The sequence below is a fragment of the Enterovirga aerilata genome (genome assembly GCF_013044135.1).
GTDB lineage: Bacteria > Pseudomonadota > Alphaproteobacteria > Rhizobiales > Beijerinckiaceae > Enterovirga > Enterovirga aerilata.
In genome coordinates, this window is record NZ_JABEPP010000002.1 from 788,206 (window position 1) to 812,659 (window position 24,454).

Annotated in this window: 24 protein-coding genes, 1 tRNA gene and 1 pseudogene; all 26 read right to left on the reverse strand. The window is 67.0% G+C overall.

What is annotated here, in order from left to right; all coding sequences use genetic code 11:
- Positions 1-104: 104 nt before the first annotated feature.
- A pseudogene (rpsQ, locus tag HJG44_RS09125) lies at positions 105-368 on the reverse strand (30S ribosomal protein S17); the annotation flags it as partial.
- Between the two features lie 10 nt (positions 369-378).
- Entirely contained in the window at positions 379-591 is a 213-nt protein-coding gene (rpmC, locus tag HJG44_RS09130; RefSeq protein ID WP_171218009.1) for a 50S ribosomal protein L29, read from the reverse strand.
- A gap of 7 nt (positions 592-598) precedes the next feature.
- Positions 599-1,012 (reverse strand): 50S ribosomal protein L16, encoded by a 414-nt coding sequence (gene rplP, locus HJG44_RS09135; RefSeq protein WP_171218010.1) that lies wholly within the window; start codon positions 1,010-1,012, stop codon positions 599-601.
- 30 nt (positions 1,013-1,042) lie between these two features.
- Positions 1,043-1,756, reverse strand: a complete 714-nt coding sequence (rpsC, locus tag HJG44_RS09140) for a 30S ribosomal protein S3 (RefSeq protein ID WP_171218011.1) — start codon at positions 1,754-1,756, stop codon at positions 1,043-1,045.
- 9 nt (positions 1,757-1,765) lie between these two features.
- On the reverse strand, positions 1,766-2,149 hold the full coding sequence (gene rplV, locus HJG44_RS09145; RefSeq protein WP_171218012.1) for a 50S ribosomal protein L22: 384 nt from the start codon (positions 2,147-2,149) through the stop codon (positions 1,766-1,768).
- Between the two features lie 2 nt (positions 2,150-2,151).
- The gene (gene rpsS, locus HJG44_RS09150) at positions 2,152-2,433 is read right to left on the reverse strand and encodes a 30S ribosomal protein S19 (protein WP_171218013.1); all 282 of its coding nucleotides are present in this window, start codon (positions 2,431-2,433) and stop codon (positions 2,152-2,154) included.
- Between the two features lie 8 nt (positions 2,434-2,441).
- Positions 2,442-3,284 (reverse strand): 50S ribosomal protein L2, encoded by an 843-nt coding sequence (gene rplB, locus HJG44_RS09155; protein ID WP_171218014.1) that lies wholly within the window; start codon positions 3,282-3,284, stop codon positions 2,442-2,444.
- Between the two features lie 17 nt (positions 3,285-3,301).
- On the reverse strand, positions 3,302-3,598 hold the full coding sequence (locus HJG44_RS09160) for a 50S ribosomal protein L23 (protein ID WP_171218015.1): 297 nt from the start codon (positions 3,596-3,598) through the stop codon (positions 3,302-3,304).
- The gene (gene rplD / locus HJG44_RS09165) at positions 3,595-4,215 is read right to left on the reverse strand and encodes a 50S ribosomal protein L4 (protein ID WP_171218016.1); all 621 of its coding nucleotides are present in this window, start codon (positions 4,213-4,215) and stop codon (positions 3,595-3,597) included. Before rplD ends, HJG44_RS09160 begins: the two co-directional genes overlap by 4 nt.
- Entirely contained in the window at positions 4,215-4,934 is a 720-nt protein-coding gene (gene rplC, locus HJG44_RS09170) for a 50S ribosomal protein L3 (protein ID WP_171218017.1), read from the reverse strand. The genes rplD and rplC overlap by 1 nt, the downstream gene beginning before the upstream one ends.
- Positions 4,935-4,980: 46 nt before the next feature.
- Positions 4,981-5,286, reverse strand: a complete 306-nt coding sequence (gene rpsJ / locus HJG44_RS09175; protein WP_171218018.1) for a 30S ribosomal protein S10 — start codon at positions 5,284-5,286, stop codon at positions 4,981-4,983.
- 114 nt (positions 5,287-5,400) lie between these two features.
- On the reverse strand, positions 5,401-6,591 hold the full coding sequence (gene tuf / locus HJG44_RS09180) for an elongation factor Tu (RefSeq protein ID WP_171218019.1): 1,191 nt from the start codon (positions 6,589-6,591) through the stop codon (positions 5,401-5,403).
- Between the two features lie 41 nt (positions 6,592-6,632).
- On the reverse strand, positions 6,633-8,708 hold the full coding sequence (fusA, locus tag HJG44_RS09185) for an elongation factor G (protein ID WP_171218020.1): 2,076 nt from the start codon (positions 8,706-8,708) through the stop codon (positions 6,633-6,635).
- 24 nt (positions 8,709-8,732) lie between these two features.
- Entirely contained in the window at positions 8,733-9,203 is a 471-nt protein-coding gene (rpsG, locus tag HJG44_RS09190) for a 30S ribosomal protein S7 (protein ID WP_171218021.1), read from the reverse strand.
- Between the two features lie 159 nt (positions 9,204-9,362).
- Positions 9,363-9,734, reverse strand: a complete 372-nt coding sequence (gene rpsL, locus HJG44_RS09195; RefSeq protein ID WP_171218022.1) for a 30S ribosomal protein S12 — start codon at positions 9,732-9,734, stop codon at positions 9,363-9,365.
- Positions 9,735-10,152: 418 nt separating this feature from the next.
- On the reverse strand, positions 10,153-14,349 hold the full coding sequence (gene rpoC / locus HJG44_RS09200) for a DNA-directed RNA polymerase subunit beta' (protein WP_171218023.1): 4,197 nt from the start codon (positions 14,347-14,349) through the stop codon (positions 10,153-10,155).
- 179 nt (positions 14,350-14,528) lie between these two features.
- The gene (gene rpoB / locus HJG44_RS09205) at positions 14,529-18,653 is read right to left on the reverse strand and encodes a DNA-directed RNA polymerase subunit beta (protein WP_171218219.1); all 4,125 of its coding nucleotides are present in this window, start codon (positions 18,651-18,653) and stop codon (positions 14,529-14,531) included.
- 299 nt (positions 18,654-18,952) lie between these two features.
- Positions 18,953-19,333 carry a 50S ribosomal protein L7/L12 gene (rplL, locus tag HJG44_RS09210; RefSeq protein ID WP_171218024.1) on the reverse strand — a complete coding sequence of 127 codons (381 nt, stop codon included), beginning with the start codon at positions 19,331-19,333 and terminating at the stop codon, positions 18,953-18,955.
- A gap of 51 nt (positions 19,334-19,384) precedes the next feature.
- The gene (rplJ, locus tag HJG44_RS09215) at positions 19,385-19,903 is read right to left on the reverse strand and encodes a 50S ribosomal protein L10 (protein ID WP_171218025.1); all 519 of its coding nucleotides are present in this window, start codon (positions 19,901-19,903) and stop codon (positions 19,385-19,387) included.
- Positions 19,904-20,398: 495 nt separating this feature from the next.
- A complete protein-coding gene (gene rplA / locus HJG44_RS09220) occupies positions 20,399-21,100 on the reverse strand; it encodes a 50S ribosomal protein L1 (RefSeq protein WP_171218026.1) in 702 nt (233 codons plus the stop codon).
- Between the two features lie 12 nt (positions 21,101-21,112).
- A complete protein-coding gene (gene rplK / locus HJG44_RS09225; protein ID WP_171218027.1) occupies positions 21,113-21,562 on the reverse strand; it encodes a 50S ribosomal protein L11 in 450 nt (149 codons plus the stop codon).
- Positions 21,563-21,837: 275 nt separating this feature from the next.
- Positions 21,838-22,371 carry a transcription termination/antitermination protein NusG gene (gene nusG / locus HJG44_RS09230; RefSeq protein WP_171218028.1) on the reverse strand — a complete coding sequence of 178 codons (534 nt, stop codon included), beginning with the start codon at positions 22,369-22,371 and terminating at the stop codon, positions 21,838-21,840.
- A gap of 12 nt (positions 22,372-22,383) precedes the next feature.
- Positions 22,384-22,635: a preprotein translocase subunit SecE gene (gene secE / locus HJG44_RS09235; protein ID WP_171218029.1), complete on the reverse strand. Its 252-nt coding sequence runs from the start codon at positions 22,633-22,635 to the stop codon at positions 22,384-22,386.
- Positions 22,636-22,783: 148 nt separating this feature from the next.
- A tRNA-Trp gene (locus tag HJG44_RS09240) sits at positions 22,784-22,860 on the reverse strand.
- Positions 22,861-22,934: 74 nt separating this feature from the next.
- Positions 22,935-23,876, reverse strand: coding sequence for an alpha/beta fold hydrolase (locus HJG44_RS09245; protein WP_346767126.1), 942 nt, complete (start codon positions 23,874-23,876; stop codon positions 22,935-22,937).
- Between the two features lie 144 nt (positions 23,877-24,020).
- On the reverse strand, positions 24,021-24,248 hold the full coding sequence (locus HJG44_RS09250) for a hypothetical protein (protein WP_171218031.1): 228 nt from the start codon (positions 24,246-24,248) through the stop codon (positions 24,021-24,023).
- Positions 24,249-24,454: the final 206 nt, after the last annotated feature.

The window sequence follows — 24,454 nt, forward strand, 5'->3', positions numbered from 1 at the left end:
CGTTCTGCCGGTGCCGCGGCGAAGCGGCCCGGAGAGGTCCCCTACGAGAGACCGACGGCCGACTTCACCTTGTCGACGGCGCTCGCGACGCCTTCGACGACGCTCGATACAACACCGCCGCCCGATCCGCCAGTCCCGGCGCCCTCGACGAGCTTCCAGGTCTTCGTCTTGGAATAGGGCCGCGACTCCTCGATCGACACGATGTCGCCGACCTTGGCCGAGTTGTTCTCGTCGTGGGCGTGATAGTTCTTCGTGCGACGGACGGTCTTCTTGAGGACCGGGTGCGTGAAGCGGCGCTCCACCTTCACCACGATCGTCTTCTCGCCCTTGTCGCTGACCACGACGCCCTGCAACACGCGCTTTGGCATGAAACTCTCCTCAGGCCTGCGCGGCCGCGCGCTGCCGGCTCTGCAGCGTCTTGATGCGGGCGATGTCGCGACGGACGACGCGCACCCGCGAGGTATTCTCGAGCTGACCCGTCGCCCGCTGAAAGCGCAGGTTGAACTGCTCCTTCTTCAGCGCCAGAAGCTCGTCCTGGAGCTGATCGGCGGACATCCGCTGAAGGTCGCCGAAGCGCTGCTTCGTCTTCATCTCATCCTCACTCGGCGATGCGCTGCACGAAGCGCGTGCGCACCGACAGTTTGGCCGCGCCGAGACGGAGCGCCTCGCGGGCGACCTCCTCCGACACGCCGTCGATCTCGAACATGATCCGGCCAGGCTTCACGCGCGCGGCCCAGTACTCGACCGCGCCCTTGCCCTTGCCCATGCGGACTTCGGTCGGCTTCTTCGAGACCGGAACATCCGGGAAGATCCGGATCCAGACCCGGCCCTGGCGCTTCATCTCGCGGGTGATCGCGCGGCGGGCCGCCTCGATCTCGCGCGCGTTCACGCGCTCCGGCTCCAGGCACTTGAGGCCGAACTGGCCGAAATTCAAGTCCGTCCCGCCCTTGGCGACGCCGTGGATGCGTCCCTTGAACTGACGACGGAACTTCGTCTTCTTCGGTTGCAACATGGCTCTTGAACCTCTCCCGAGCCGGCCGGCCTAGGCCGCCTGCTCGGCCGCGCGACGACCGGTGGACCGGCTGCCTGCTTCCTCGTTCATGCGCTTGTCCTGCGCCATCGGATCGTGCTCGAGGATCTCTCCCTTGCAGATCCAGACCTTGATGCCGCAGGTGCCGTAGGTCGTGAAGGCGGTCGCCGTGCCGTAATCGACATCGGCACGCAGCGTGTGCAGCGGAACGCGACCCTCGCGGTACCATTCCATGCGGGCGATCTCGGCGCCGCCGAGGCGGCCGGAGCAGTTGATCCGGATCCCCTGCGCGCCGAGGCGCATCGCCGACTGCACCGCGCGCTTCATCGCCCGGCGGAAGGCGACGCGGCGCTCGAGCTGCTGGGCGATCGACTCGGCGACGAGCGTCGCGTCGATCTCTGGCTTGCGCACCTCGACGATGTTGATCGCGACCTCGGCCTTGGTCATCGACCCGACGAGCTTGCGCAGCTTGTCGATGTCGGCGCCCTTCTTGCCGATCACGACGCCGGGACGCGCCGAGTGGATCGTCACCCGGCACTTCCGGTGCGGACGCTCGATCACGATCTTGGACACTGCCGCCTGCTTCAGCTGCTTCGTCAGCGCCTCGCGGATGGCCATGTCCTCATGCATGAGGCGGGCATATTCGCCCTTGCCGGCGAACCAGCGGGAATCCCAGGTCCGGTTGATGCCGAGCCGCAGCCCGACCGGATTGACTTTCTGACCCATGGGTGGACCTCAGGCCGCTTCGGCTTGGACTTCGCGAACCACGATGGTGAGGTTCGAGAAGGGTTTCAGGATGCGCGCACCGCGACCGCGGGCCCGCGCATGGAAGCGCTTCAGGACGAGCGCCTTGCCGACGAAGGCCTCCTTGACGACGAGGTCGTCGACATCGAGATCGTGGTTGTTCTCGGCGTTGGCGATCGCGCTCTCGAGGCACTTGCGCACCTCCTTGGCGATCCGCTTGCGCGAGAACTCGAGGTCGGCGAGCGCCACGGAAGCCTTCTTGCCCCGGATGAGCTGGGCGACGAGGTTCAGCTTCTGCGGCGACACGCGCAGCATCCGGGCGACGGCTTTCGCCTCGTTCTCCGGCAGCGCGCGCGGGGTAGCGGCCTTTCCCATGATCAGCGCCTCTTGGCCTTCTTGTCGGCCGCGTGGCCGTTGAAGGTGCGGGTCGGCGAGAACTCGCCGAACTTGTGGCCCACCATCTCCTCGGAGACGTAGACCGGGATGTGCTTGCGTCCGTTGTAGACGCCGAAGGTCAGCCCGACGAAGTGCGGCAGGATCGTGGAGCGGCGGCTCCAGATCTTGATCACCTCGTTGCGGCCGCCCGAGTTGCGGGCGGCATCGGCCTTCTTCAGCAGGTAGCCGTCGACGAACGGCCCCTTCCAGATCGAGCGTGCCATGGCGCGCCTCAGCCCTTCTTCTTGCGGTTGTGACGGCTGGTCACGATGAATCGGTCGGTGCGCTTGTTGGAGCGCGTCTTCTTGCCCTTGGTCGGCACGCCCCAAGGCGTCACCGGGTGGCGCCCGCCGGAGGTCCGGCCCTCGCCACCACCATGCGGGTGGTCGATCGGGTTCATGGTCACGCCGCGGTTGTGCGGGCGCTGGCCGAGCCAGCGGCTGCGACCGGCCTTGCCGATCGAGATGTTCATGTGGTCCGGGTTCGAGACCGCGCCGACGGAGGCGTAGCACTGCCCATGCACGAGGCGCTGCTCGCCCGAGTTCAGGCGGACGGTCACGTAGCCCTGGTCGCGGCCGACGATCTGCGCATAGGTCCCGGCCGAGCGGGCCATGGCGCCGCCGCGGCCGATCTTCAGCTCGACATTATGCACGATCGTGCCGACCGGCATGTTGGCGAGCGGCATCGCGTTGCCCGGCTTGATGTCGACCTGCTCGCCCGACATCACCGTGTCCCCCACCGCCAGGCGCTGCGGCGCCAGGATGTAGGACTGCTCGCCGTCCGGGTAGCGGATCAGGGCGATGAAGGCCGTCCGGTTCGGATCGTACTCGATCCGCTCCACGGCCGCCGCCTGGTTCGCGTGGCCCCGCCGCTTGAAATCGACATAGCGGTAGGTCTGCTTGTGGCCGCCGCCGCGGAACCGCACCGTGACCCGGCCGTGATTGTTCCGGCCGCCCTTGGAGTGCTTGCCCTCGGTCAGCGACTTGACGGGCTTGCCCTTGTAGAGCTCGCTCCGGTCGACGATCACGAGCTGGCGGAGGCCAGGCGTGACCGGCTTGAACGTCTTGAGTGCCATGGTTCCCTACCTGCCGCTCAGAGCCCGGTCGTGACGTCGATCGACTGGCCCTGCGCCAGGGTCACGATCGCCTTCTTCACGTCCGAACGCCGGCCTCTGCGGCCGCGGAAGACCTTCTCCTTGCCCTTGGTCACGAGCGTGTTCACCGCCAGGACCTTGACGTCGAAGAGGCGCTCGACCGCCTCCTTGATCTGGGGCTTGGTCGCATCCGGGGCGACCCGGAAGACGACCTTGTTCAGCTCCGACAGGTTCGTGGCCTTCTCGGTGATCACCGGGCTCACGATCACGTCGTAATGGCGCGGATCCGGATTCATTTGAAGCGCGCCTCCAGCGCGTCGACGGCCGCCCTGGTTAGCACGAGCGTGTCGCGCCGCAGGATGTCGTACACGTTGATGCCCTGCACGGGCAGGACGTCGATACCGGGCAGGTTGCGGGCGGCGAGGCCGAAATTGGCGTCCACCTCCGCACCCGAGATGATCAGGGCCGAGCTCAGCCCGAGCTTGCCGAACTGATCCTTCAGCTCCTTCGTCTTCGGAGCCTCGAGCCGCGCATCGTCGACGACGATCAGTCGCTGACCCGTCGCCTTCGACGACAGCGCGTGACGAAGCGCCAGCGCGCGGACCTTCTTGGGCAGGGCATGCTCGTGCGAACGGACCTGCGGGCCGAAAGCGCGGCCACCGCCGCGGAACTGCGGCACCCGGGCCGAGCCGTGGCGGGCGTTGCCGGTGCCCTTCTGCTTGTACATCTTCTTGCCGGTGCGCGCGATCTCCGCTCGGTTCTTCACCGCGTGGGTGCCGGCGCGGCGCTTGGCGAGCTGCCAGCGCACCATCCGGGCGAGGATGTCGGCACGAGGCTCGAGACCGAAGATCGCGTCGTCGAGCTCGACCGAGCCGGCGGTCTCGCCGGCAAAGGTCTTCACTTCGAGTTGCATCACGCGTTCTCCTCGGCCGCGGCCGGCTCAGCCGCCGCGCTTGCCGGCTCACGGAACTTGCCCGGCATCGGCAGATCGGCCGGCGCCTTCCGCTTCACGGCGTCCTTGATAAAGATCCAGCCGCCCGCATGACCGGGAACGGCGCCCTCGACCAGGATCAGCCCGCGCTCGACATCCGTGCGGACCACGCGCAGGTTCTGGGTCGTGACCCGCTCGACCCCGAGATGGCCGGGCATCTTCTTGTTCTTGAAGGTCTTGCCGGGGTCCTGACGGCCGCCCGTGCCGCCGATCGAGCGGTGCGAGATCGACACGCCGTGCGAGGCGCGCAGGCCGCCGAAATTCCAGCGCTTCATGCCGCCGGCGAAGCCCTTGCCGATCGTCGTGCCGGTCACGTCCACGAACTGGCCGGGAACGAAATGATCGGCCGTGATCTCGGCTCCGACCGGAATCAGCGCGTCCTCGGACACGCGGAACTCCGCCAGCTTCCGCTTGGGCTCGACCTTGGCGACCGCGAACCGGCCGCGCTCGGCCTTGGACACGTTCTTCACCTTGGCCTGGCCGACGCCGACCTGCAGGGCCGTGTAGCCGTTCTTTTCCTTCGTGCGATGCGCGACGACCTGGCACTGGTCGAGCTTCAGCACGGTGACGGGAATGTGTTCCCCGGCATCGGTGAAGATGCGGGTCATTCCGACCTTCTGGGCAATGACGCCTGAGCGCATGGACCTGATCCTAAAGAGCGCTTCCGGAAAGCTCCGAGCCCGAGGCTCAGAGCTTGATCTCCACGTCCACGCCGGCGGCGAGGTCGAGCTTCATGAGGGCGTCGACCGTCTGCGGCGTGGGATCGACGATGTCGAGCACACGCTTGTGGGTCCGCATCTCGAACTGCTCGCGCGACTTCTTGTCGATGTGCGGGGAACGCAGCACGGTGAAGCGCTCGATCCGGGTCGGCAGCGGGATGGGACCGCGGACCTGCGCGCCCGTCCGCTTCGCCGTCGAGACGATCTCGCGGGTCGAGGCGTCGAGGACGCGATGGTCGAACGCCTTCAGGCGGATGCGGATGTTCTGGTTCATCGTTTCATCTTCTCGGGTGTCATCGCCGGGCCTCGCCCGGCGACCTCGATGGAGAGACCTCGACCTTTCCGATCGGGGTGGCCGGGCCTAGCCCGGCCATGACAAGCGTGCGGCTTACTCGACGATCGAGGCGACGACGCCCGCGCCGACCGTACGGCCGCCCTCACGGATGGCGAAGCGGAGCTTCTCCTCCATGGCGATCGGAACGATGAGCGTGACATCCATCGTGATGTTGTCGCCGGGCATGACCATCTCGGTACCCTCGGGGAGGGTCACGACGCCGGTCACGTCCGTGGTGCGGAAGTAGAACTGCGGACGATAGTTCGTGAAGAACGGCGTGTGGCGGCCGCCCTCCTCCTTGGTGAGGATGTAGGCCTCGGCCTTGAACTTCGTGTGCGGCTTCACCGAACCCGGCTTGCAGACGACCTGGCCGCGCTCGACATCCTCGCGCTTCGTGCCGCGGAGCAGGACGCCGACATTGTCGCCCGCCTGGCCCTGGTCGAGCAGCTTGCGGAACATCTCGACGCCGGTGACCGTGGTCTTCTGCGTCGGACGGATGCCGACGATTTCGACCTCCTCGCCGACCTTGATGATGCCGCGCTCGACGCGACCCGTCACGACCGTGCCGCGTCCCGAGATCGAGAACACGTCCTCGATCGGCATCAGGAAGGGCATGTCGATCGGACGCTCCGGCTGCGGAATGTACTCGTCGACGGTCTTCATCAGCTGGAGGACGGCGTCGCGGCCGATCTCCGGACGCTTGTCCTCGAGCGCCATCAGGGCCGAGCCCTTGGTGATCGGGATGTCGTCGCCGGGGAACTCGTACTTGGAGAGCAGCTCGCGCACCTCGAGCTCGACGAGGTCGAGGAGCTCCGGATCGTCGACCATGTCGACCTTGTTCAGGAAGACGACGAGCGCCGGCACGCCGACCTGGCGGGCGAGCAGGATGTGCTCGCGCGTCTGCGGCATCGGACCGTCGGCCGCCGAGACGACGAGGATCGCGCCGTCCATCTGCGCCGCGCCCGTGATCATGTTCTTCACGTAGTCGGCGTGGCCGGGGCAATCGACGTGGGCATAGTGCCGGTTCGTCGTCTCGTACTCGACATGCGCCGTCGAGATCGTGATGCCGCGGGCCTTCTCCTCAGGGGCCTTGTCGATCTGGTCGTAGGCCGTGAAGGTCGCGCCGCCGGACTCGGCCAGCACCTTGGTGATCGCCGCCGTCAGCGAGGTCTTGCCGTGGTCGACGTGGCCGATCGTGCCGATGTTGCAGTGCGGCTTGCTACGGGTGAACTTTTCTTTTGCCATGACAGCACCTTACCTTCGTATTCGCGAATGGGATCTGAGGATCAGGCGTATTTCGCCTGGACCTCGGCAGCCACGTTCGACGGCACCTGCTCGTAATGGTCGAACTGCATCGTGTAGTTCGCACGCCCCTGGCTCATCGAGCGCAGGTTGTTGACGTAGCCGAACATGTTGGCGAGCGGCACCATGGCGTTGATGACGTTCGCGTTCCCGCGCATGTCCTGACCCTGGATCTGGCCACGCCGGGAGTTGAGATCGCCGATGACGGAGCCGGTATATTCCTCCGGCGTCACCACCTCGACCTTCATGATCGGCTCGAGCAGGACCGAGCCGCATTTCTGCAGCGCCTCGCGAAGCGCGGCGCGAGCCGCGATCTCGAAGGCGAGCGCCGACGAATCGACCTCGTGGAAGGCGCCGTCGACGAGCTCGACCTTGATGTCGACGACCGGGAAGCCGGCGATCACGCCCGAATTGATGACGGACTCAAGGCCCTTCTCGACGCCGGGGATATACTCCTTCGGCACCGCGCCGCCGACGATCTTGGACTCGAAGGCGAAGCCCGCGCCCTTCTCGTTCGGCTCGACCACCAGCTTGACGCGCGCGAACTGGCCAGTGCCGCCGGTCTGCTTCTTGTGCGTGTAGTCGACCTCTCCGCGGCGCGTGATCGTCTCGCGATAGGCGACCTGGGGCGCGCCGATATTCGCGTCGACCTTGTAGGTGCGCTTCAGGATGTCGACCTTGATGTCGAGGTGCAGCTCGCCCATCCCCTTCAGGATGGTCTGGCCGCTCTCCGGGTCAGTCGACACGCGGAAGGACGGATCCTCCGCGGCGAGCTTCGCCAGCGCGAGGCCGAGCTTCTCCTGGTCGCCCTTCGACTTCGGTTCGATCGCGATCGTGATGACCGGCTCCGGAAACTCCATGCGCTCCAGAATCACAGGCTTCAGCGGATCGCAGAGCGTGTCGCCGGTGCGGACGTCCTTGAGCCCGGCCAGCGCGACGATGTCGCCGGCAAAAGCCTCCTTGATGTCCTCGCGGTTATTCGCGTGCATGAGGAGCATCCGGCCGACGCGCTCCTTCTTCTCGCGCGTTGAGTTCAGGATGCTCGCGCCCGATTCCACCTTGCCCGAATAGACGCGGCAGAAGGTGATCGTGCCGACGAACGGGTCGTCCATGATCTTGAAGGCGAGCATCGAGAAGGGCTCGCTGTCGACCGGCCTGCGCAGGATCGGTTCCCCGGTCGCGGGATCCTCGCCCTTGATCGCCTCGCGATCGGCAGGCGACGGCAGGAAGTCGACGACGGCATCGAGCAGCGGCTGCACGCCCTTGTTCTTGAAGGCCGAACCGCACAGCACCGGATGGAATGCGCGGCGCTGCACGGCCGTGCGCACGAGACGGCGCAGGGTCGCCTCGTCCGGCTCCTGGCCGTCGAGATAGGCCATCATGGCCTCGTCATCCATCTCGACCGCAGCCTCGACCAGCTTCGCGCGGTATTCCGCGGCCTGGTCCTGGAGGTCAGCCGGGATCTCGACCTCGTCGAACTTGGCGCCCAGCGCCTCGCCCGACCAGACGATCGCCTTCATCTTGATGAGGTCGATCACGCCCTGGAAGTTGCTCTCCGAGCCGATCGGCAGCTGCAGGCAGACGGGCTTGCCGGCGACGCGGTCGACGATGTCGGCCACGCAGCGGAAGAAGTCCGCGCCGATCTTGTCCATCTTGTTGACGAACACGATGCGCGGCACGTCGTACTTGTCGGCCTGGCGCCAGACGGTCTCCGTCTGCGGCTCCACGCCCTGGTTGCCGTCGAGCACGCACACCGCACCGTCGAGCACGCGGAGCGAGCGCTCGACCTCGATCGTGAAGTCGACGTGCCCGGGGGTGTCGATGATGTTCAGCCGCTTGTCGCGCCAGAAGCAGGTAGTCGCAGCCGAGGTGATGGTGATCCCCCGCTCCTGCTCCTGCTCCATCCAATCCATGGTGGCAGCGCCCTCATGGACCTCGCCGATCTTGTGGCTCTTGCCGGTGTAATAGAGGATCCGCTCGGTCGTCGTCGTCTTTCCGGCATCGATATGCGCCATGATGCCGAAATTGCGGTAATCCTCGATCGCGTGCGTGCGAGGCATGATCTGCTCCTGGCCTTCCGGCCGCTACCAACGGTAATGCGAGAAGGCGCGGTTGGCCTCGGCCATCCGGTGCGTGTCCTCCCGCTTCTTCACCGCGTTGCCGCGATTGTTCGCGGCGTCGATGAGCTCGGCCGACAGGCGATCGACCATGGTCTTGTCGTTGCGGGCCCGCGCGGCCTGGATGAGCCAGCGGATCGCCAGCGCCTGCCGGCGCTCGGGACGGACCTCGACCGGAACCTGGTAGGTGGCGCCGCCGACGCGGCGGGACCGGACCTCGAGCGCCGGCGCGACATTGTCCAGAGCCGCCCGGAACACCTCGAGCGGATGGGCGCGGGTGCGGCTCTCGACGATGTCGAAGGCGCCGTAGACGATGCGCTCGGCGACCGACTTCTTCCCCTCGTACATGATCGAGTTCATGAACTTGGTCACGACGATGTCGCCGAATTTCGGATCCGGGATGATCTCGCGCTTCTCGGCGCTGTGACGGCGGGACATGTCCTGCTCCGGTAAACCTTGTTCGCGACGGCCGGGCCCATCCCGACCGCGTCACCCCATCCCGCGTCATGGCCGGGCTCGTCCCGGCCACCCCGGTCAGGGGCCATATTCTCGAGATCCTCGAGCCAGGCCCGAGGAAGAATCCGAGCTAGGCCCGGCTCACTTCGGCCGCTTCGCCCCGTAGAGCGAACGGCGCTGCTTGCGGTTCTTCACGCCCTGCGTGTCGAGCACGCCGCGCAGGATGTGATAGCGCACGCCCGGAAGGTCCTTCACGCGGCCGCCGCGGATCATCACCACGGAGTGCTCCTGAAGGTTGTGGCCCTCGCCCGGGATGTAGCCGATCACCTCGTAGCCGTTGGTCAGACGCACCTTGGCGACCTTGCGGAGCGCCGAGTTCGGCTTCTTCGGGGTCGTCGTATAGACGCGCGTGCAGACGCCCCGCTTCTGCGGGCACGCATCGAGCGCCGGAACCTTGTTTCGCGTCTTCGGAGCCGTCCGCGGCTTGCGGATCAGCTGGCTGATCGTCGGCATGTAGCCCTCTTGTCGAAGACCGCCCTCGCGGTCGTCTGTGCCGGGGCGCCGATCTGCCGAGGGCGCACCCAAACGAGAAAAGCGCCACAGGCTCCACGGGAGCCTCTGTCGCTGGACAACGCAGAGGACCGCCCCGGCTGCCCGGGAAGGTCTTGCACCACCATCCGGCCCTCGGGGGCCAGTCAGTACCGATAAGGACAACAGCGTTTAAGCTCGATGCGTCGGCCCATGGCGGACCAACTCGCGACGCTTACGGCCTGCTGCGGATGGCGGGTACTTAATGCCCGACTCGGGCCTAGTCAACCGCAAACCAATCCTTTTCGGAAACGTCCCGCCGCGCTGCGGCGCCTGGTCGTCTCCGAATGCGAAAGAGGGGCCGCCGAGGCAGCCCCTCCCCCTTCTTGGCGGCCCGGGCGGATCACTCCGCCGCCGGCGAGAACTCCTCGAGCGCGCGGGCGGCATCGGCCGCGCGGGACTGCGCTTCGGCCGAGCGCTGCGCCAGGATCATCTCGTCGCGACGCTGGGCGACCTGACGGATGAGGGCGTTGATGGCCCCCGTTCCGGCCGGGATGAGCGAGCCGACGATCACGTTCTCCTTCAGGCCCTCGAGCGTATCCACCTTGCCGTTGACGGCAGCTTCGGTGAGCACGCGCGTGGTCTCCTGGAAGGACGCCGCGGAGATGAAGGACCGCGTCTGCAGCGAGGCCTTCGTGATGCCGAGGAGGACGGGAGTACCCTCCGCCGGCTTCTTCTTCTCGGCGATCAGCCTCTCGTTGATCTCTTCCAGCTCCAGCCGGTCGATCTGGTCGCCCGGCAGGATGTCGGAATCGCCGCCATCCGTGATCTCGACCTTCTGCAGCATCTGGCGGACGATCACCTCGATGTGCTTGTCGTTGATGTTCACGCCCTGCAGCCGGTAGACCTCCTGGATCTCGTTGACGAGGTAGGCGGCGAGCTCCTCCACGCCCTTGATCGCCAGGATGTCGTGCGGCGCCGGGTTGCCGTCGACGATGAAGTCCCCGATCTCGACCTGGTCGCCATCCTGCAGGTGGATGTGCTTGCCCTTCGGGATCAGGTACTCGACCGGCTCCGACCCGTCATGCGGCACGAGCGTCAGGCGGCGCTTGTTCTTGTAGTCGCGCCCGAACTGGATCGTGCCCGACTTCTCCGCGATGACGGCCGCATCCTTCGGCCGGCGCGCCTCGAACAGCTCGGCCACGCGCGGCAGACCGCCCGTGATGTCGCGCGTCCGGGCCGACTCGGTCGAGATACGGGCAAGGACGTCGCCCGCCTTCACCTTCGAGCCCGGATCCACGCCGATGATGGCCTCGACCGGAAGGAGGTAGCGGGCATCGCCGCCCCGCGAGAGCTTCGCGGGCTTGCCGTCCGGACCCATCACCACGATCGCCGGGCGCAGGTCGGAGGTGCGCGAGGAGCCGCGCCAATCGATGACCACGCGCTTCGAGATGCCCGTGGACTCGTCCGCCGTCTCGGTCATCGACTGGCCGTCGATGAGATCCTCGTAGCCGACCGTGCCGTCCACCTCGGTGATGATCGGCCGGGTATAGGGATCCCACTCCGCGATGCGCTGGCCGCGCTTGATCTGGTCGCCCTCGTCGACGCGCAGCTTCGCGCCGTAGATGATGCGGTGGACGGCCCGCTCGGTGCCGTCCGCGCCCACGATCACGACCGAGTTGTTGCGGCCCACCGCGATCAGGTCGCCATCCGAGTTCCGCGCCACGGCGCGGTTGCGGATGTGAACCGTTCCCTCGAAGTTCGACTCGATGAAGGACTGGTCCGCGATCTGGGCCGCACCGCCGATGTGGAAAGTCCGCATCGTGAGCTGCGTGCCCGGTTCGCCGATCGACTGCGCCGCGATGACGCCGACCGCCTCGCCCATGTTGACGGGCGTGCCGCGGGCGAGATCGCGCCCGTAGCAGGTGGCGCAGACGCCGTTCTTGGACTCGCAGACGAGCACGGAACGGATCTTCACCTCCTGGATGCCGGCCGCGGTGATGCGGTCGATATGCTTCTCCTCGATCATCTCGCCGGTCTTGACGATGATCCCGCCGTCCTGGTCGACGAGGTCCTCGGCCGCGGCGCGGCCGAGGATGCGCGAGGCCAGCGAGGCGACGACCTGGCCGGCATCGATGATGGCCCGCATGCGGATGCCCTTCTCGGTGCCGCAATCGGTCTCGCGGATGACCGCGTCCTGCGCCACGTCGACGAGACGGCGGGTCAGATAGCCCGAATTCGCCGTCTTGAGCGCCGTATCGGCGAGGCCCTTGCGGGCGCCGTGCGTCGAGTTGAAGTACTCGAGGACGTCCAGGCCCTCCTTGAAGTTCGAGATGATCGGCGTCTCGATGATCTCGCCCGACGGCTTGGCCATCAGGCCGCGCATCGCGGCGAGCTGCTTCATCTGCGTCGGCGAACCGCGGGCACCCGAGTGGCTCATCATGAAGATGGAATTCACCGGCTTGTCGCGGCCGGCATCGTCCTTCTGCACGGAGGAGATGCGCGCCATCATCTCGGCGGCGAGACGATCCGAGCACTTGGCCCAGGCGTCGACCACCTTGTTGTACTTCTCGCCCTGCGTGATCAGGCCGTCCTGGTACTGCTGCTCGTAGTCCTTGGCGAGCGCGCGGGTCTCCTCGACGATCTGCCACTTGTTCTCCGGCACGACCATGTCGTCCTTGCCGAACGAGATGCCGGCCTTGAACGCGTGGTGGAAGCCGAGCGCCATGATCCGGTCGCAGAAGATGACCGTGTCCTTCTGACCGCAGTTCCGGTAGACGACGTCGATCATGTTGGAGATCTCGCGCTTCGTCATGAGCTTGTTCACGACGTCGAACGGGACCTTCTCGTGCCGCGGGAGCACCCGGGACAGGATCACGCGGCCGGGTGTCGTCTCGTAGATCTTCGAGACCTCCTGGCCGTTCTCGTCCAGACCCGTCCAGCGATACTTGATCTTGGAGTGGAGGTGGACGACGCCCGCCTCGAGCGCGTGCTCGAGCTCGCCGAGATCGGCGAAGGCCTTGCCCTGGCCGGGCGCGCCATCGGCGACGATCGACAGGTAGTAGAGGCCGAGAACGATGTCCTGCGACGGCACGATGATCGGGTGACCATTGGCCGGGTGCAGGATGTTGTTCGTCGACATCATGAGGACGCGCGCCTCGAGCTGGCTCTCGAGCGAGAGCGGCACGTGCACAGCCATCTGGTCGCCGTCGAAATCGGCGTTGAACGCCGCGCAGACGAGCGGGTGCAGCTGGATCGCCTTGCCCTCGATCAGGACGGGCTCGAAGGCCTGGATGCCGAGGCGGTGCAGCGTCGGCGCCCGGTTCAGCATGACCGGGTGCTCGCGGATGACCTCGTCCAGGATGTCCCAGACCTCGGGCTTCTCCTTCTCGACGAGCTTCTTCGCCTGCTTGACGGTGGCCGAGAAGCCCTTGGCGTCGAGCCGCGCATAGATGAACGGCTTGAACAGTTCGAGCGCCATCTTCTTCGGCAGGCCGCATTGGTGCAGCTTCAGCTCCGGGCCGACGACGATGACCGAGCGGCCCGAATAGTCGACGCGCTTGCCGAGCAGGTTCTGCCGGAAGCGACCCTGCTTGCCCTTCAGCATGTCGGCGAGCGACTTGAGCGGACGCTTGTTGGCGCCCGTGATCACGCGGCCGCGCCGGCCGTTGTCGAAGAGCGCGTCGACGGCCTCCTGCAGCATCCGCTTCTCGTTGCGGATGATGATGTCGGGCGCGCGCAGCTCGATCAGCCGCTTCAGCCGGTTGTTGCGGTTGATGACGCGACGGTAGAGGTCGTTCAGGTCCGAGGTCGCGAAGCGGCCGCCGTCCAGCGGCACCAGCGGACGGAGGTCCGGCGGGATGACCGGGATCACGGTCATCACCATCCATTCCGGCTTGTTGCCGGATGCCAGGAAGGCCTCGATGATCTTGAGGCGCTTCATCAGCTTCTTGGGCTTCAGCTCGGACGTCGTCACCGAGATCTCGTGCCGGATGTCGGCCGCGGTCTTCTCGAGGTCGAGGTCCTGCAGGAGCTTGCGGATCGCCTCCGCGCCGATCAGCGCGGTGAAGGAATCCTGTCCGTACTCGTCCTGCGCGCGCAGATACTCGTCCTCGGACAGGAGCTGACGGTCCTTCAGGGGCGTCAGGCCCGGCTCGATGACGACATAGGACTCGAAATAGAGGATCCGCTCGAGCTCCTTCAGCGGCATGTCGAGCAGGAGCCCGATGCGCGAGGGAAGCGACTTCAGGAACCAGATATGGGCGACGGGCGCCGCGAGCTCGATATGGCCCATGCGGTCGCGCCGGACGCGCGCGAGCGTCACCTCGACGCCGCACTTCTCGCAGATGACGCCCTTGTACTTCATCCGCTTGTACTTGCCGCACAAGCACTCGTAGTCCTTGATCGGCCCGAAGATGCGGGCGCAGAACAAGCCGTCCCGCTCCGGCTTGAACGTGCGATAGTTGATCGTCTCGGGCTTCTTGATCTCACCGTAGGACCAGGAGAGGATTTTCTCCGGGCTTGAGATCGAAATCTTGATCTGGTCGAAACTCTGCGGCTGCGCCGACTGGTTGAACAGATTCATGACTTCTTGGTTCATGATCTTCTCCTCATCGCTCCGGATCGCCGCAACCGCAGTCATCCGGAGTGGCGCCGAGCGCCTGAAACCTTCTGGTCGTCATGGCCGGGCTTGGCCCGGCCATCCACGTCACCGCGCCGTCGGCGCGAAGCGGCCCGAGATCCCCGGGACGAGCCCGGGGATGACGAACCTGGGGCTCGTCACTCCGCCGCTTCGGCCGGCGGGAGCTGTTCGTTCGCGGCGCGCTTGGCCGAGGTCAGCTCGACGTTGAGGCCGAGCGAACGCATCTCCTTCACGAGCACGTTGAAGCTCTCCGGAATGCCGGACTCGAAGGCGTCGTCGCCGCGGACGATCGCCTCGTAGACCTTCGTGCGGCCGGCCACGTCGTCCGACTTCACGGTCAGCATCTCCTGCAGCGTGTAGGCGGCGCCGTAGGCTTCGAGAGCCCAGACCTCCATCTCGCCGAAGCGCTGGCCCCCGAACTGCGCCTTTCCGCCCAGCGGCTGCTGGGTGACGAGCGAGTACGGCCCGATCGAGCGGGCGTGGATCTTGTCGTCCACGAGGTGGTGCAGCTTCAGCATGTAGATGTAGCCGACGGTGACCTTGCGGTCGAACGGCTCGCCGGTGCGGCCGTCGTAAAGCGTCACCTGGCCAGACCGGTCGAGACCGGCCTTCTCCAGGAGATGCTCGATGTCGGCCTCCTTGGCGCCGTCGAAGACAGGCGTCGCGACCGGCACGCCGCGGCGGAGGTTCTGGCTCATCTCGGCCAGCTCCTGGTCGGACATGGAGTCGAGATCCGCGCCGTCCTCGTAGATGTCCTTCAGCTTGGCCCGGAGCGCCTGACCGTCCTGGGTTCTCTGATAGGCATCGACCGCCTGCGCGACCTGCCGGCCGAGACCGGCCGCGGCCCAGCCGAGATGGGTCTCGAGGATCTGGCCCACATTCATGCGCGAGGGCACGCCGAGCGGGTTCAGCACGATGTCGGCATGGGTGCCGTCCTCGAGGAACGGCATGTCCTCGATCGGGACGATCTTGGACACGACGCCCTTGTTGCCGTGCCGGCCGGCCATCTTGTCGCCAGGCTGGATCTTCCGCTTCACGGCCACGAAAACCTTGACCATCTTCATGACGCCGGGCGGGAGCTCGTCGCCGCGCTGCAGCTTCTCGACCTTGTCGAGGAAGCGCTGCTCGAGCCGCTTCTTCGATTCGTCGTACTGCTTCTGGATCGCTTCGAGCTCGACCATGACCTTGTCGTCGAGGACGGCGAAGGACCACCATTGCGAGCGCGGATACTCGTTGAGGATGTCGCGCGTCAGCACCGTGTCGCGCTTGAACCCCTTGGGGCCCGCCACGCCCGTCTGGCCGGAGAGGAGCTCCGCCAGGCGCGCATAGGTGTTCCGGTCGAGGATCGCCTGCTCGTCGTCGCGGTCCTTGGCGAGGCGCTCGATCTCCTCGCGCTCGATCGCCTGGGCGCGCTCATCCTTGTCGACGCCGTGCCGGTTGAAGACCCGGACCTCGACGACCGTGCCGGTCACGCCCGGCGGCACGCGCAGCGAGGTGTCGCGCACGTCGGACGCCTTCTCGCCGAAGATGGCGCGGAGCAGCTTCTCCTCCGGCGTCATCGGGCTTTCGCCCTTCGGCGTGATCTTGCCGACGAGGATGTCGCCCGCCTGCACCTCGGCCCCGATATAGACGATGCCCGCCTCGTCCATGTTCCGGAGCGCCTCTTCCGAGACGTTCGGGATGTCGCGCGTGATCTCCTCCGGGCCGAGCTTCGTGTCGCGCGCCATCACCTCGAATTCCTCGATGTGGATGGACGTGAACACGTCGTCCTTCACGATCCGCTCGGAGAGCAGGATCGAGTCCTCGAAGTTGTAGCCGTTCCACGGCATGAACGCGACGAGCACGTTCCGGCCGAGCGCGAGTTCGCCGAGATCCGTCGAGGGGCCGTCGGCGATGATGTCGCCCTTGGCTACGACGTCGCCGACGCGGACCAGCGGCTTCTGCGTGATGCAGGTGTTCTGGTTCGAGCGCTGGAACTTCTGCAGGCGGTAGATGTCGACGCCGGGGCGGGTCGGATCCATCTCCTCGGTCGCGCGGATGACGATGCGGGTCGCGTCGACCTGGTCGACGATGCCGGCCCGGCGCGCGCCGATGGCCGCGCCGGAATCGCGCGCGACGACGGCCTCCATGCCGGTGCCGACGAAGGGCGCGTCCGCCTGGACGAGCGGCACGGCCTGGCGCTGCATGTTCGAGCCCATCAGCGCGCGGTTCGCGTCGTCGTTCTCGAGGAACGGGATGAGCGCGGCCGCGACCGAGACGAGCTGCTTCGGCGACACCTCCATGAGGTCGACGCGGTCCGGCGGGACGACGATGACGTCGCCCGCCTTGCGGACGACCACGAGGTCCTCCGTGAGCCGGCCGTTCCCGTCCACGGCAGCGTCGGCCTGGGCGACGTTGTACTTCGCCTCCTCCATGGCCGAGAGATAGGTCACCTCGGAGGTGACGACGCCGTCGCGCACCTTGCGGAAGGGCGTCTCGATGAAGCCGTACTTGTTCACGCGCGCGAAGGTCGCGAGCGAGTTGATCAGGCCGATATTCGGGCCTTCCGGCGTCTCGATCGGGCAGATGCGGCCGTAATGGGTCGGGTGCACGTCGCGCACCTCGAAGCCGGCGCGCTCGCGCGTCAGACCGCCCGGCCCGAGGGCCGAAAGCCTACGCTTGTGCGTGACTTCGGAGAGCGGGTTCGTCTGGTCCATGAACTGCGAGAGCTGCGAGGAGCCGAAGAACTCGCGCACGGCGGCTGCCGCCGGCTTCGCGTTGATCAGGTCCTGCGGCATGACCGTGTCGATATCGACGGAGGACATGCGCTCCTTGATGGCGCGCTCCATGCGCAGGAGGCCCAGCCGATACTGGTTCTCCATCAGCTCGCCGACCGAGCGGACGCGGCGGTTGCCGAGATGATCGATGTCGTCGATCTCGCCCTTGCCGTCGCGCAGGTCCACCAGCGCCTTGACGACCGCGATGATGTCCTCGCGCCGCAGCGTCCGGACGGTATCCGGGCAGTCGAGGTCGAGGCGCATGTTCATCTTCACGCGCCCGACCGCGGAGAGGTCGTAGCGCTCGGGGTCGAAGAACAGCGAGTGGAACATGTTCTCGGCCGTCTCGAGCGTCGGCGGCTCGCCCGGGCGCATCACCCGGTAGATGTCGAACAGCGCGCCCTCGCGGCCGGAATTCTTGTCGGCGGCGAGGGTGTTGCGGATGTAGGGGCCGACATTGACGTGGTCGATGTCGAGGACCTGCAGCTCCTCGATCCCGAGCTCGGTCAGGCTCTTGAGCAGCTTGTCGGTGATCTCCTCGCCAGCCTCGGCGTAGATCTCCCCCGTCTCGGTGTTGACGAGGTCCTCGGCGATGTACTGGCCGACGATGTCGACCTCCGGAACGCGGAGCGCGGTCAGGCCCTTCTCGGCCATCTGGCGCGCCTGGCGGACGGTGAGCTTCTTGCCCGTCTCGAGCACGATCTCGCCGGTATCGGCATCGATCAGGTCGACGGTGGCCTTGAAGCCGCGCATCTTCTCGGGATCGAACGGCACGCGCCAGCCGTCCTTGTCGCGCGTATAGACGACGCGCGAGTAGAACGTGTCGAGGATCTCCTCCGAATCGAGGCCGAGCGCGAAGAGGAGCGACGTGACCGGGATCTTGCGCTTCCGGTCGATGCGCGCATGCACGATGTCCTTGGCGTCGAACTCGACGTCGAGCCAGGAGCCGCGATACGGGATGATGCGGGCGGCGAAGAGCAGCTTGCCCGACGAATGCGTCTTGCCCTTGTCGTGGTCGAAGAACACGCCCGGCGAGCGGTGCATCTGCGAGACGATGACGCGCTCGGTGCCGTTGACGATGAACGTGCCGTTCTCCGTCATGAGCGGCATCTCGCCCATGTAGACGTCCTGCTCCTTGATGTCCTTGACGGACTTCGCGCCCGTGTCGGGATCGACATCGAACACGATGAGCCGGAGCGTCACCTTCAGGGGCGCCGAGAAGGTCATGCCGCGCTGGCGGCACTCGTCGACGTCGTATTTCGGCGGCTCGAAGGTGTACTTCACGAACTCGAGCAGCGCCGTGTTGGCGAAATCGGAAATCGGGAAGACGGACTTGAAGACGGACTGAAGGCCCTCGTCGGGACGGCCGCCATTCGGCTCGTCCACCATCAGGAACTGGTCGTAGGACGCCTTCTGGACCTCGATGAGATTGGGCATCTCGACGGCTTCGCCGAGCTTGCCGAAGAACTTACGGAGACGCTTGCGGCCTGCCAGCGTGCTGCCCATCATGGACTTCGCTCCTTGTCGCGACTGACCGGGCGCCCTCCCCGGAGGGAGCCTGGTCAGTCGCCGCCGCATCCCGCGGCGATCGGGTGGCCGGACGGGTGTCCGGAAAAGGTGCCGTCAGAACGGCAGACGGTCCCGGGCGGGAAACCCGGGACCGCGTGGACTGTCAGCTCTCCAACGTCCCCGCCATGGCCGGGCTTGACCCGGCCATCCACGAGGGAGGGACGACGCGCCCGGCGAGAGATCCTCGGATCTCCGCTGCGCTCCGCCCGAGGATCGAGCTCAAGTTCGCCTGCGGCTTACTTAAGCTCGACCTTCGCGCCGGCCTTCTCGAGCTGCGCCTTGAGCTTCTCGGCATCCTCCTTGGAGACGCCTTCCTTGACGGGCTTGGGCGCGCCCTCGACGAGGTCCTTGGCCTCCTTGAGGCCGAGGCCGGTGATCGCGCGGACCTCCTTGATGACCTCGATCTTCTTGTCGCCCGCAGCTGCGAGGACGACCGTGAACTCGGTCTGCTCCTCGACAGCCGGCGCCGCCGCGCCGCCGCCGGCAGGACCGGCCGCCACCGCGACCGCAGCCGCGGCCGACACGCCCCACTTCTCCTCGAGCATCTTGGCCAGCTCGGCCGCCTCGAGGACGGTCAGGGACGAGAGATCGTCAACGATTTTCGCAAGATCTGCCATGAGATAGGTATCCTTGTAGGGTTCGAACAGGGGTGATGAGGTAAATCGGCCTCAGGCCGCCTCGTCCTTCTTGGCATAGGCCCCGAACACGCGGGCGAGCTTGGCCGCCGGCGCATTCGCGAGCTGGGCGAGCTTGGTGGCCGGCGCATTGACCAGGCCGACCAGCTTCGCGCGCAGCTCGTCCAGGGAGGGCATGGTCGCAAGCGAGCGCACGCCTTCCGCGTTCAGAGCGGTCCTGCCCATCGCTCCGCCCAGGATGACCAGCTTGTCGTTGGCCTTGGCGAAGTCGACGGCGACCTTCGGCGCCGCGACCGGATCGCCCGAATAGGCGATCAGGGTGGGCCCCTTCATCAGGGGCTGGATGGACGCGACGTCCGTGCCTTCGAGAGCGATCTTGGTGAGGCTGTTCTTGGTGACCTTCACGGTCGCGCCGGCCTGCTTCATCTGCGTGCGCAGCTTCTGCATGTCGGCAACCGTGAGGCCCTTGTAGTGGGCCACGACCACCACGGACGTCTTCGAGAAGACGCCGTTGAGGCTCGTGACGAGCTCGCGTTTCGCTGCTCTATCCACTTGCTCTCTCCAGTCCGGGCGTTTCCGCCCGGGCAGGACGGAACCGGTATTCGGTCCCGCCGGTTACGTTTGCCGCGCCGGGCGAGCCCAGCGCGACGCTCAAGCGCCCTGTCCGCCCCGTCCCGTCCGGCGGCGCCGGTCGGCTCTGGGCGAGATGGTTCGAACCGTCTACAAATCCCGCTCGGAGGCGGGCCTCGATTCGGCTTCCCCGTCTGTGCAGGCGGATATTAAGCCGCGAGGCCCGAGAGCCCCTTGGCGCCTGCAGTCTCGGACAGAACATGGCCGGATCGGACGCGAGGCATCGCCCCGGCCCGCCGGCCGCCTCCGCCCGGTCGCCCGGACGGAATGCAAACACGATCACCGGCCGAACGGCCGGCTCTCGCATGAATGTGGAGACATGACTCGTCTCTTATCCCGTCCTTCGGTGGATGCCAAGGGCCGGGACGGCGTTGCGGCGAAAAGTCAAGCCTCCCGCCGCAACGTCCGCAAAGTCGCTCAGGCCTGGCCCATCACGGTCGCGGGGTCGACCTTCACGCCCGGGCCCATCGACGAGGAGATCGCGATGCGCTGGATGTAGGTACCCTTGGCGCCTGTGGGTTTCGCCTTCTGCACGGCATCCGCAAAGGCGCGGATGTTCTCGACGAGCTTGCCCTCGTCGAAGGAGGCCTTGCCGATGCCGCCATGCACGATGCCGGCCTTCTCGACGCGGAACTCGACCGCGCCGCCCTTCGCCGCCTTCACCGCGCCCGCGACGTCCATCGTCACCGTCCCGACGCGCGGGTTCGGCATCAGGCCGCGCGGGCCGAGCACCTTGCCGAGCCGCCCGACGAGCGGCATCAGGTCCGGGGTGGCGATGCAGCGATCGAACTCGATCGTGCCGCCCTGGATCGTCTCCAGCAGGTCCTCCGCGCCCACGATGTCGGCGCCGGCGGCCCTCGCCTCGTCCGCCTTGGCGCCGCGCGCGAAGACCGCGACCCGGACCGTCCGGCCGGAGCCGTTCGGCAGGTTGCAGACGCCCCTGACCATCTGGTCGGCGTGACGCGGGTCGACGCCGAGATTCATGGCGATCTCGACCGTCTCGTCGAATTTGGCGTTTGCGCGGGACTTCACGAGCGAGACTGCGTCCGCGAGCGGATACAGCTTCGTCCGGTCGATCCCCTCGCGGGCGCCGCGGATCCGCTTGCCTTCTTTAGCCATCGTTCCGCCTCCCTACGCCTTGACCTCGAGGCCCATGGCCCGGGCGGAGCCCCGGATCATGGACATCGCAGCGTCGATCGTGTCGCAGTTCATGTCGACCATCTTCTTCTCCGCAATCTCGCGGATCTGGGCTTCCGTGATGGAGCCGACGGTCGGGCCCTTGCCGGGCGTCTTGGAGCCGGAGGCGGGTTTCTTCCCGAGCTTCAGGCCGGCGGCGCGCTTGAGGAAGTAGGTCACCGGCGGCTGCTTCATCTCGAAGGTGAAGGAGCGGTCCTGGTACGCCGTTATGACGACCGGGATCGGCGTGCCCTTCTCCATCTGCGCGGTGCGCGCGTTGAAGGCCTTGCAGAACTCCATGATGTTGAGGCCGCGCTGACCGAGCGCGGGACCGATGGGCGGCGACGGGTTGGCCGCGCCGGCGGGTACCTGAAGCTTCACGTAGCCCGTGATCTTCTTGGCCATGGGAACACTCCCGTTATGTCCCGAAACTCGGCTGCCGGCCGGGCGCGGGACGTTTCAGAAGCCGCGGTGCGATCCCGTTCGCAGGCCCGGCTGGCGACCGGGCGGGACCTCCCGCGGATTTGCCGGCGGGCCGAAGCCCGCCGGTCGATCGGGGAACGAGCCCCGAAACCCTGTCCTTGTCGTCACCGAGCTTGTCCCGGTGACCCCGATGCGTGGAAGCGCTGCGGCTGTCCGATCGGGGTGGCCGGGACAAGCCCGGCCATGACGCCGAGGAGCTAGCCCTTCTCGACCTGCCCGTATTCGAGCTCGACCGGGGTGGCGCGGCCGAAGATCGACACCGCGACCTTGAGCCGGGCGCGCGCCTCGTCGACCTCCTCGACGGTGCCGTTGAAGGAGGCGAAGGGCCCGTCGGCCACCCGCACCGTCTCGCCGACCTCGAAGGAGACGGAGGGCTTCGGCCGCTCGATCCCCTCGGCGACCTGCCCCTTGATCCGCTCGGCCTCCGCATCCGGGATCGGGACCGGCTTCGCCTTGTCGGCGCCGAGGAAGCCCGTGACCTTCGGGGTGTTCTTGATGAGGTGGTACACGTCGTCCGTGAGGTCGCACTTCACCAGCACGTAGCCGGGGAAGAACTTGCGCTCGGCATCCACCTTCCGGCCGCGCCGAACCTCGACGACCTTCTCGAGCGGAACCAGGATCTCCTCGAACTTGTCCGAGAGCCCCCGCTGCGCCGCCTGATCCTTGATGGAGGCCGCGACCTTGTTCTCGAAATTCGAATAGGCGTGGACGATGTACCAGCGCTTGGCCATGTGTCGTGTCTCTTACCCGCCGATCCCGAGAATGAGGCCCACCGCCTTCTGCAGCACGAAGTCGGTCAGGAGAAAGAACGCGCTCGCCACCACGACCATGACGAAGACGAGGCCCGTCGTGATCACCGTCTCCCGGCGCGAGGGCCAGGTGACCTTCTCGCCTTCGGCGCGGACCTGAGCGAAGAACTCGAAGACGCCCGTCCGCGGCTTCTTCCTCTCCGTGCCCGTTGGCCCCGTGGGGCGGGCGGCGTGCAACTTCGACATCGTGATAAAGCTCTGCCCGGCCAAACCGGAATAGCGCGGGCAGCCTTCCGGCTCACCGCGCCTGCATCCAACTTGGCGTGAGATCGCGCTCGCTTAGCCGAACTTCAAGCGCTTGTCATCTGCCGCGCGGCCGAAGAGGCGGATGCGCTGGCAGGAGTGGAGGGACTCGAACCCCCAACCCCCGGTTTTGGAGACCGGTGCTCTAACCAGTTGAGCTACACTCCTCCGCCGCGGGGGCTTCCCCCGCGACGCAGGCCCTCTAGCACATCACCCGGCGCGAATGCCAGACCGGCGCGCCATCAGGAGCCCGCGAGGGCATCGGCAGCGCGGGCGACGGCTTCGGTCGCCGCGTAATGGACCATGTGACCCGCGCCAGGCACGATGGCGAGCGCGCTCGTCGGCAGCTCCCGGTGCAGCCGGACCGATTGCCGCTGGAGATCGGCGATCCGGTCCCCCTCCCCGGCCATGATCACGATGGGCAGCTGGAGCTCGCGATAGCGCCGGCTCAGCGCATACGCGGCCGGGACCATGTAGGCGGTCTCCTCGGCGCTCGCCCGCAACTGCCTGGGGCGCAGCGTCATCGCGACCGGAAACCGCGTGCGGAAGCGCGAATCCACCGGAAGCGGCTGGAAGATGCGCTTGAGAAGCCCCGGCAGGACCGCCCGGGCAAGAATCGGCGCGACCGTATGGGCCGCGAGATCGCCGAGGGCCGGGACCGCCGGGCCTGACAGCAGCGCCACGTCGAGCCGCGCGGTCGGGTAGTAGTAGCCGGAGAGGAGGAGAAGCGCCCTCGCCCGCTCCGGCGCGTCCAGCGCCAGCGCGAGGGCGACCAGCGCGCCCCAGGAATGCCCGACCACGACCGGACTTTCGACACCCAGCCGGTCGAGGAGCTGCACCATGACCTGCGCCTGCTTCTCGGGCGACCACAGGGTGCCGCGCGGCCGGTCGGAATAGCCGTAGCCGGGACGGTCCGGCACGATGACCCGGTGGTTCCGCGCGAGCCGCTCGACCAGCCCGCTCGCGACCATGTCCTCCGATGTCGCACCGTTGCCGTGCAGGAGCAGGATCGGGCTGCCCGCGCCGCGGTCGAGATAATGCAGCCGCAGCCCGTCCAGGTCGACGAAGCGTCCGGCGGGCGGGTTGTCGCTCTCCGCGCGCTCGGCCGCGATGCGGTTGAAGAGAGACGCCGCGCCAAGCGCGGCGCCAGCGGCGGCGACGCCGCCGACGAGCTTCCATGGCACGCGCCTCGTCCACGCTCGCCCCACCCTCATCCCCCTGGTCGTCGCTCGAGCCGCTCGATTCCGAGCGAGAACCGATCGGGCGGGCGGGATGTTCCTGCGCGGCCCGTCCCCGCGACGGAGCGGCGCGGAGACGGAGCTTCGGGCTCAGCGCGCCTGCTGCGTCGCGGCGTTGAGCATCTCCGCGATCCGGTCCGCCTGTCCCCGCACGACGACAGGCTCCTTCCCCGAGATCGAGATCATCGCCATATCCGGCCCCGTGCTGGTCACGGACGAGACGAAGCACGGATTGACGTAGACGGGCCGGTCCTTCCAGTTGCCCACCGCCTGCGAGAAGGCGATGAGCTTGCAGGCCAGGAGCGCGGTCGGAAGCATCGTCGGATCCTCTTCGGCCGGATCGCCGCACGGTCCCGAGGCGCTTCACGTCCGGGCCAGACAGCACTCGGGGGACGGCCCCGGCCGAGCCGTCCTCGACCAAGCCTCTGACGGAACCGAACCCTCGTCATCAGCCTGAATGGCTGATTCGTTGCGGAACGCGGCTCGCTGGCCGGCAAAGGCCCGCTTACCGAGCCCTCGAAATT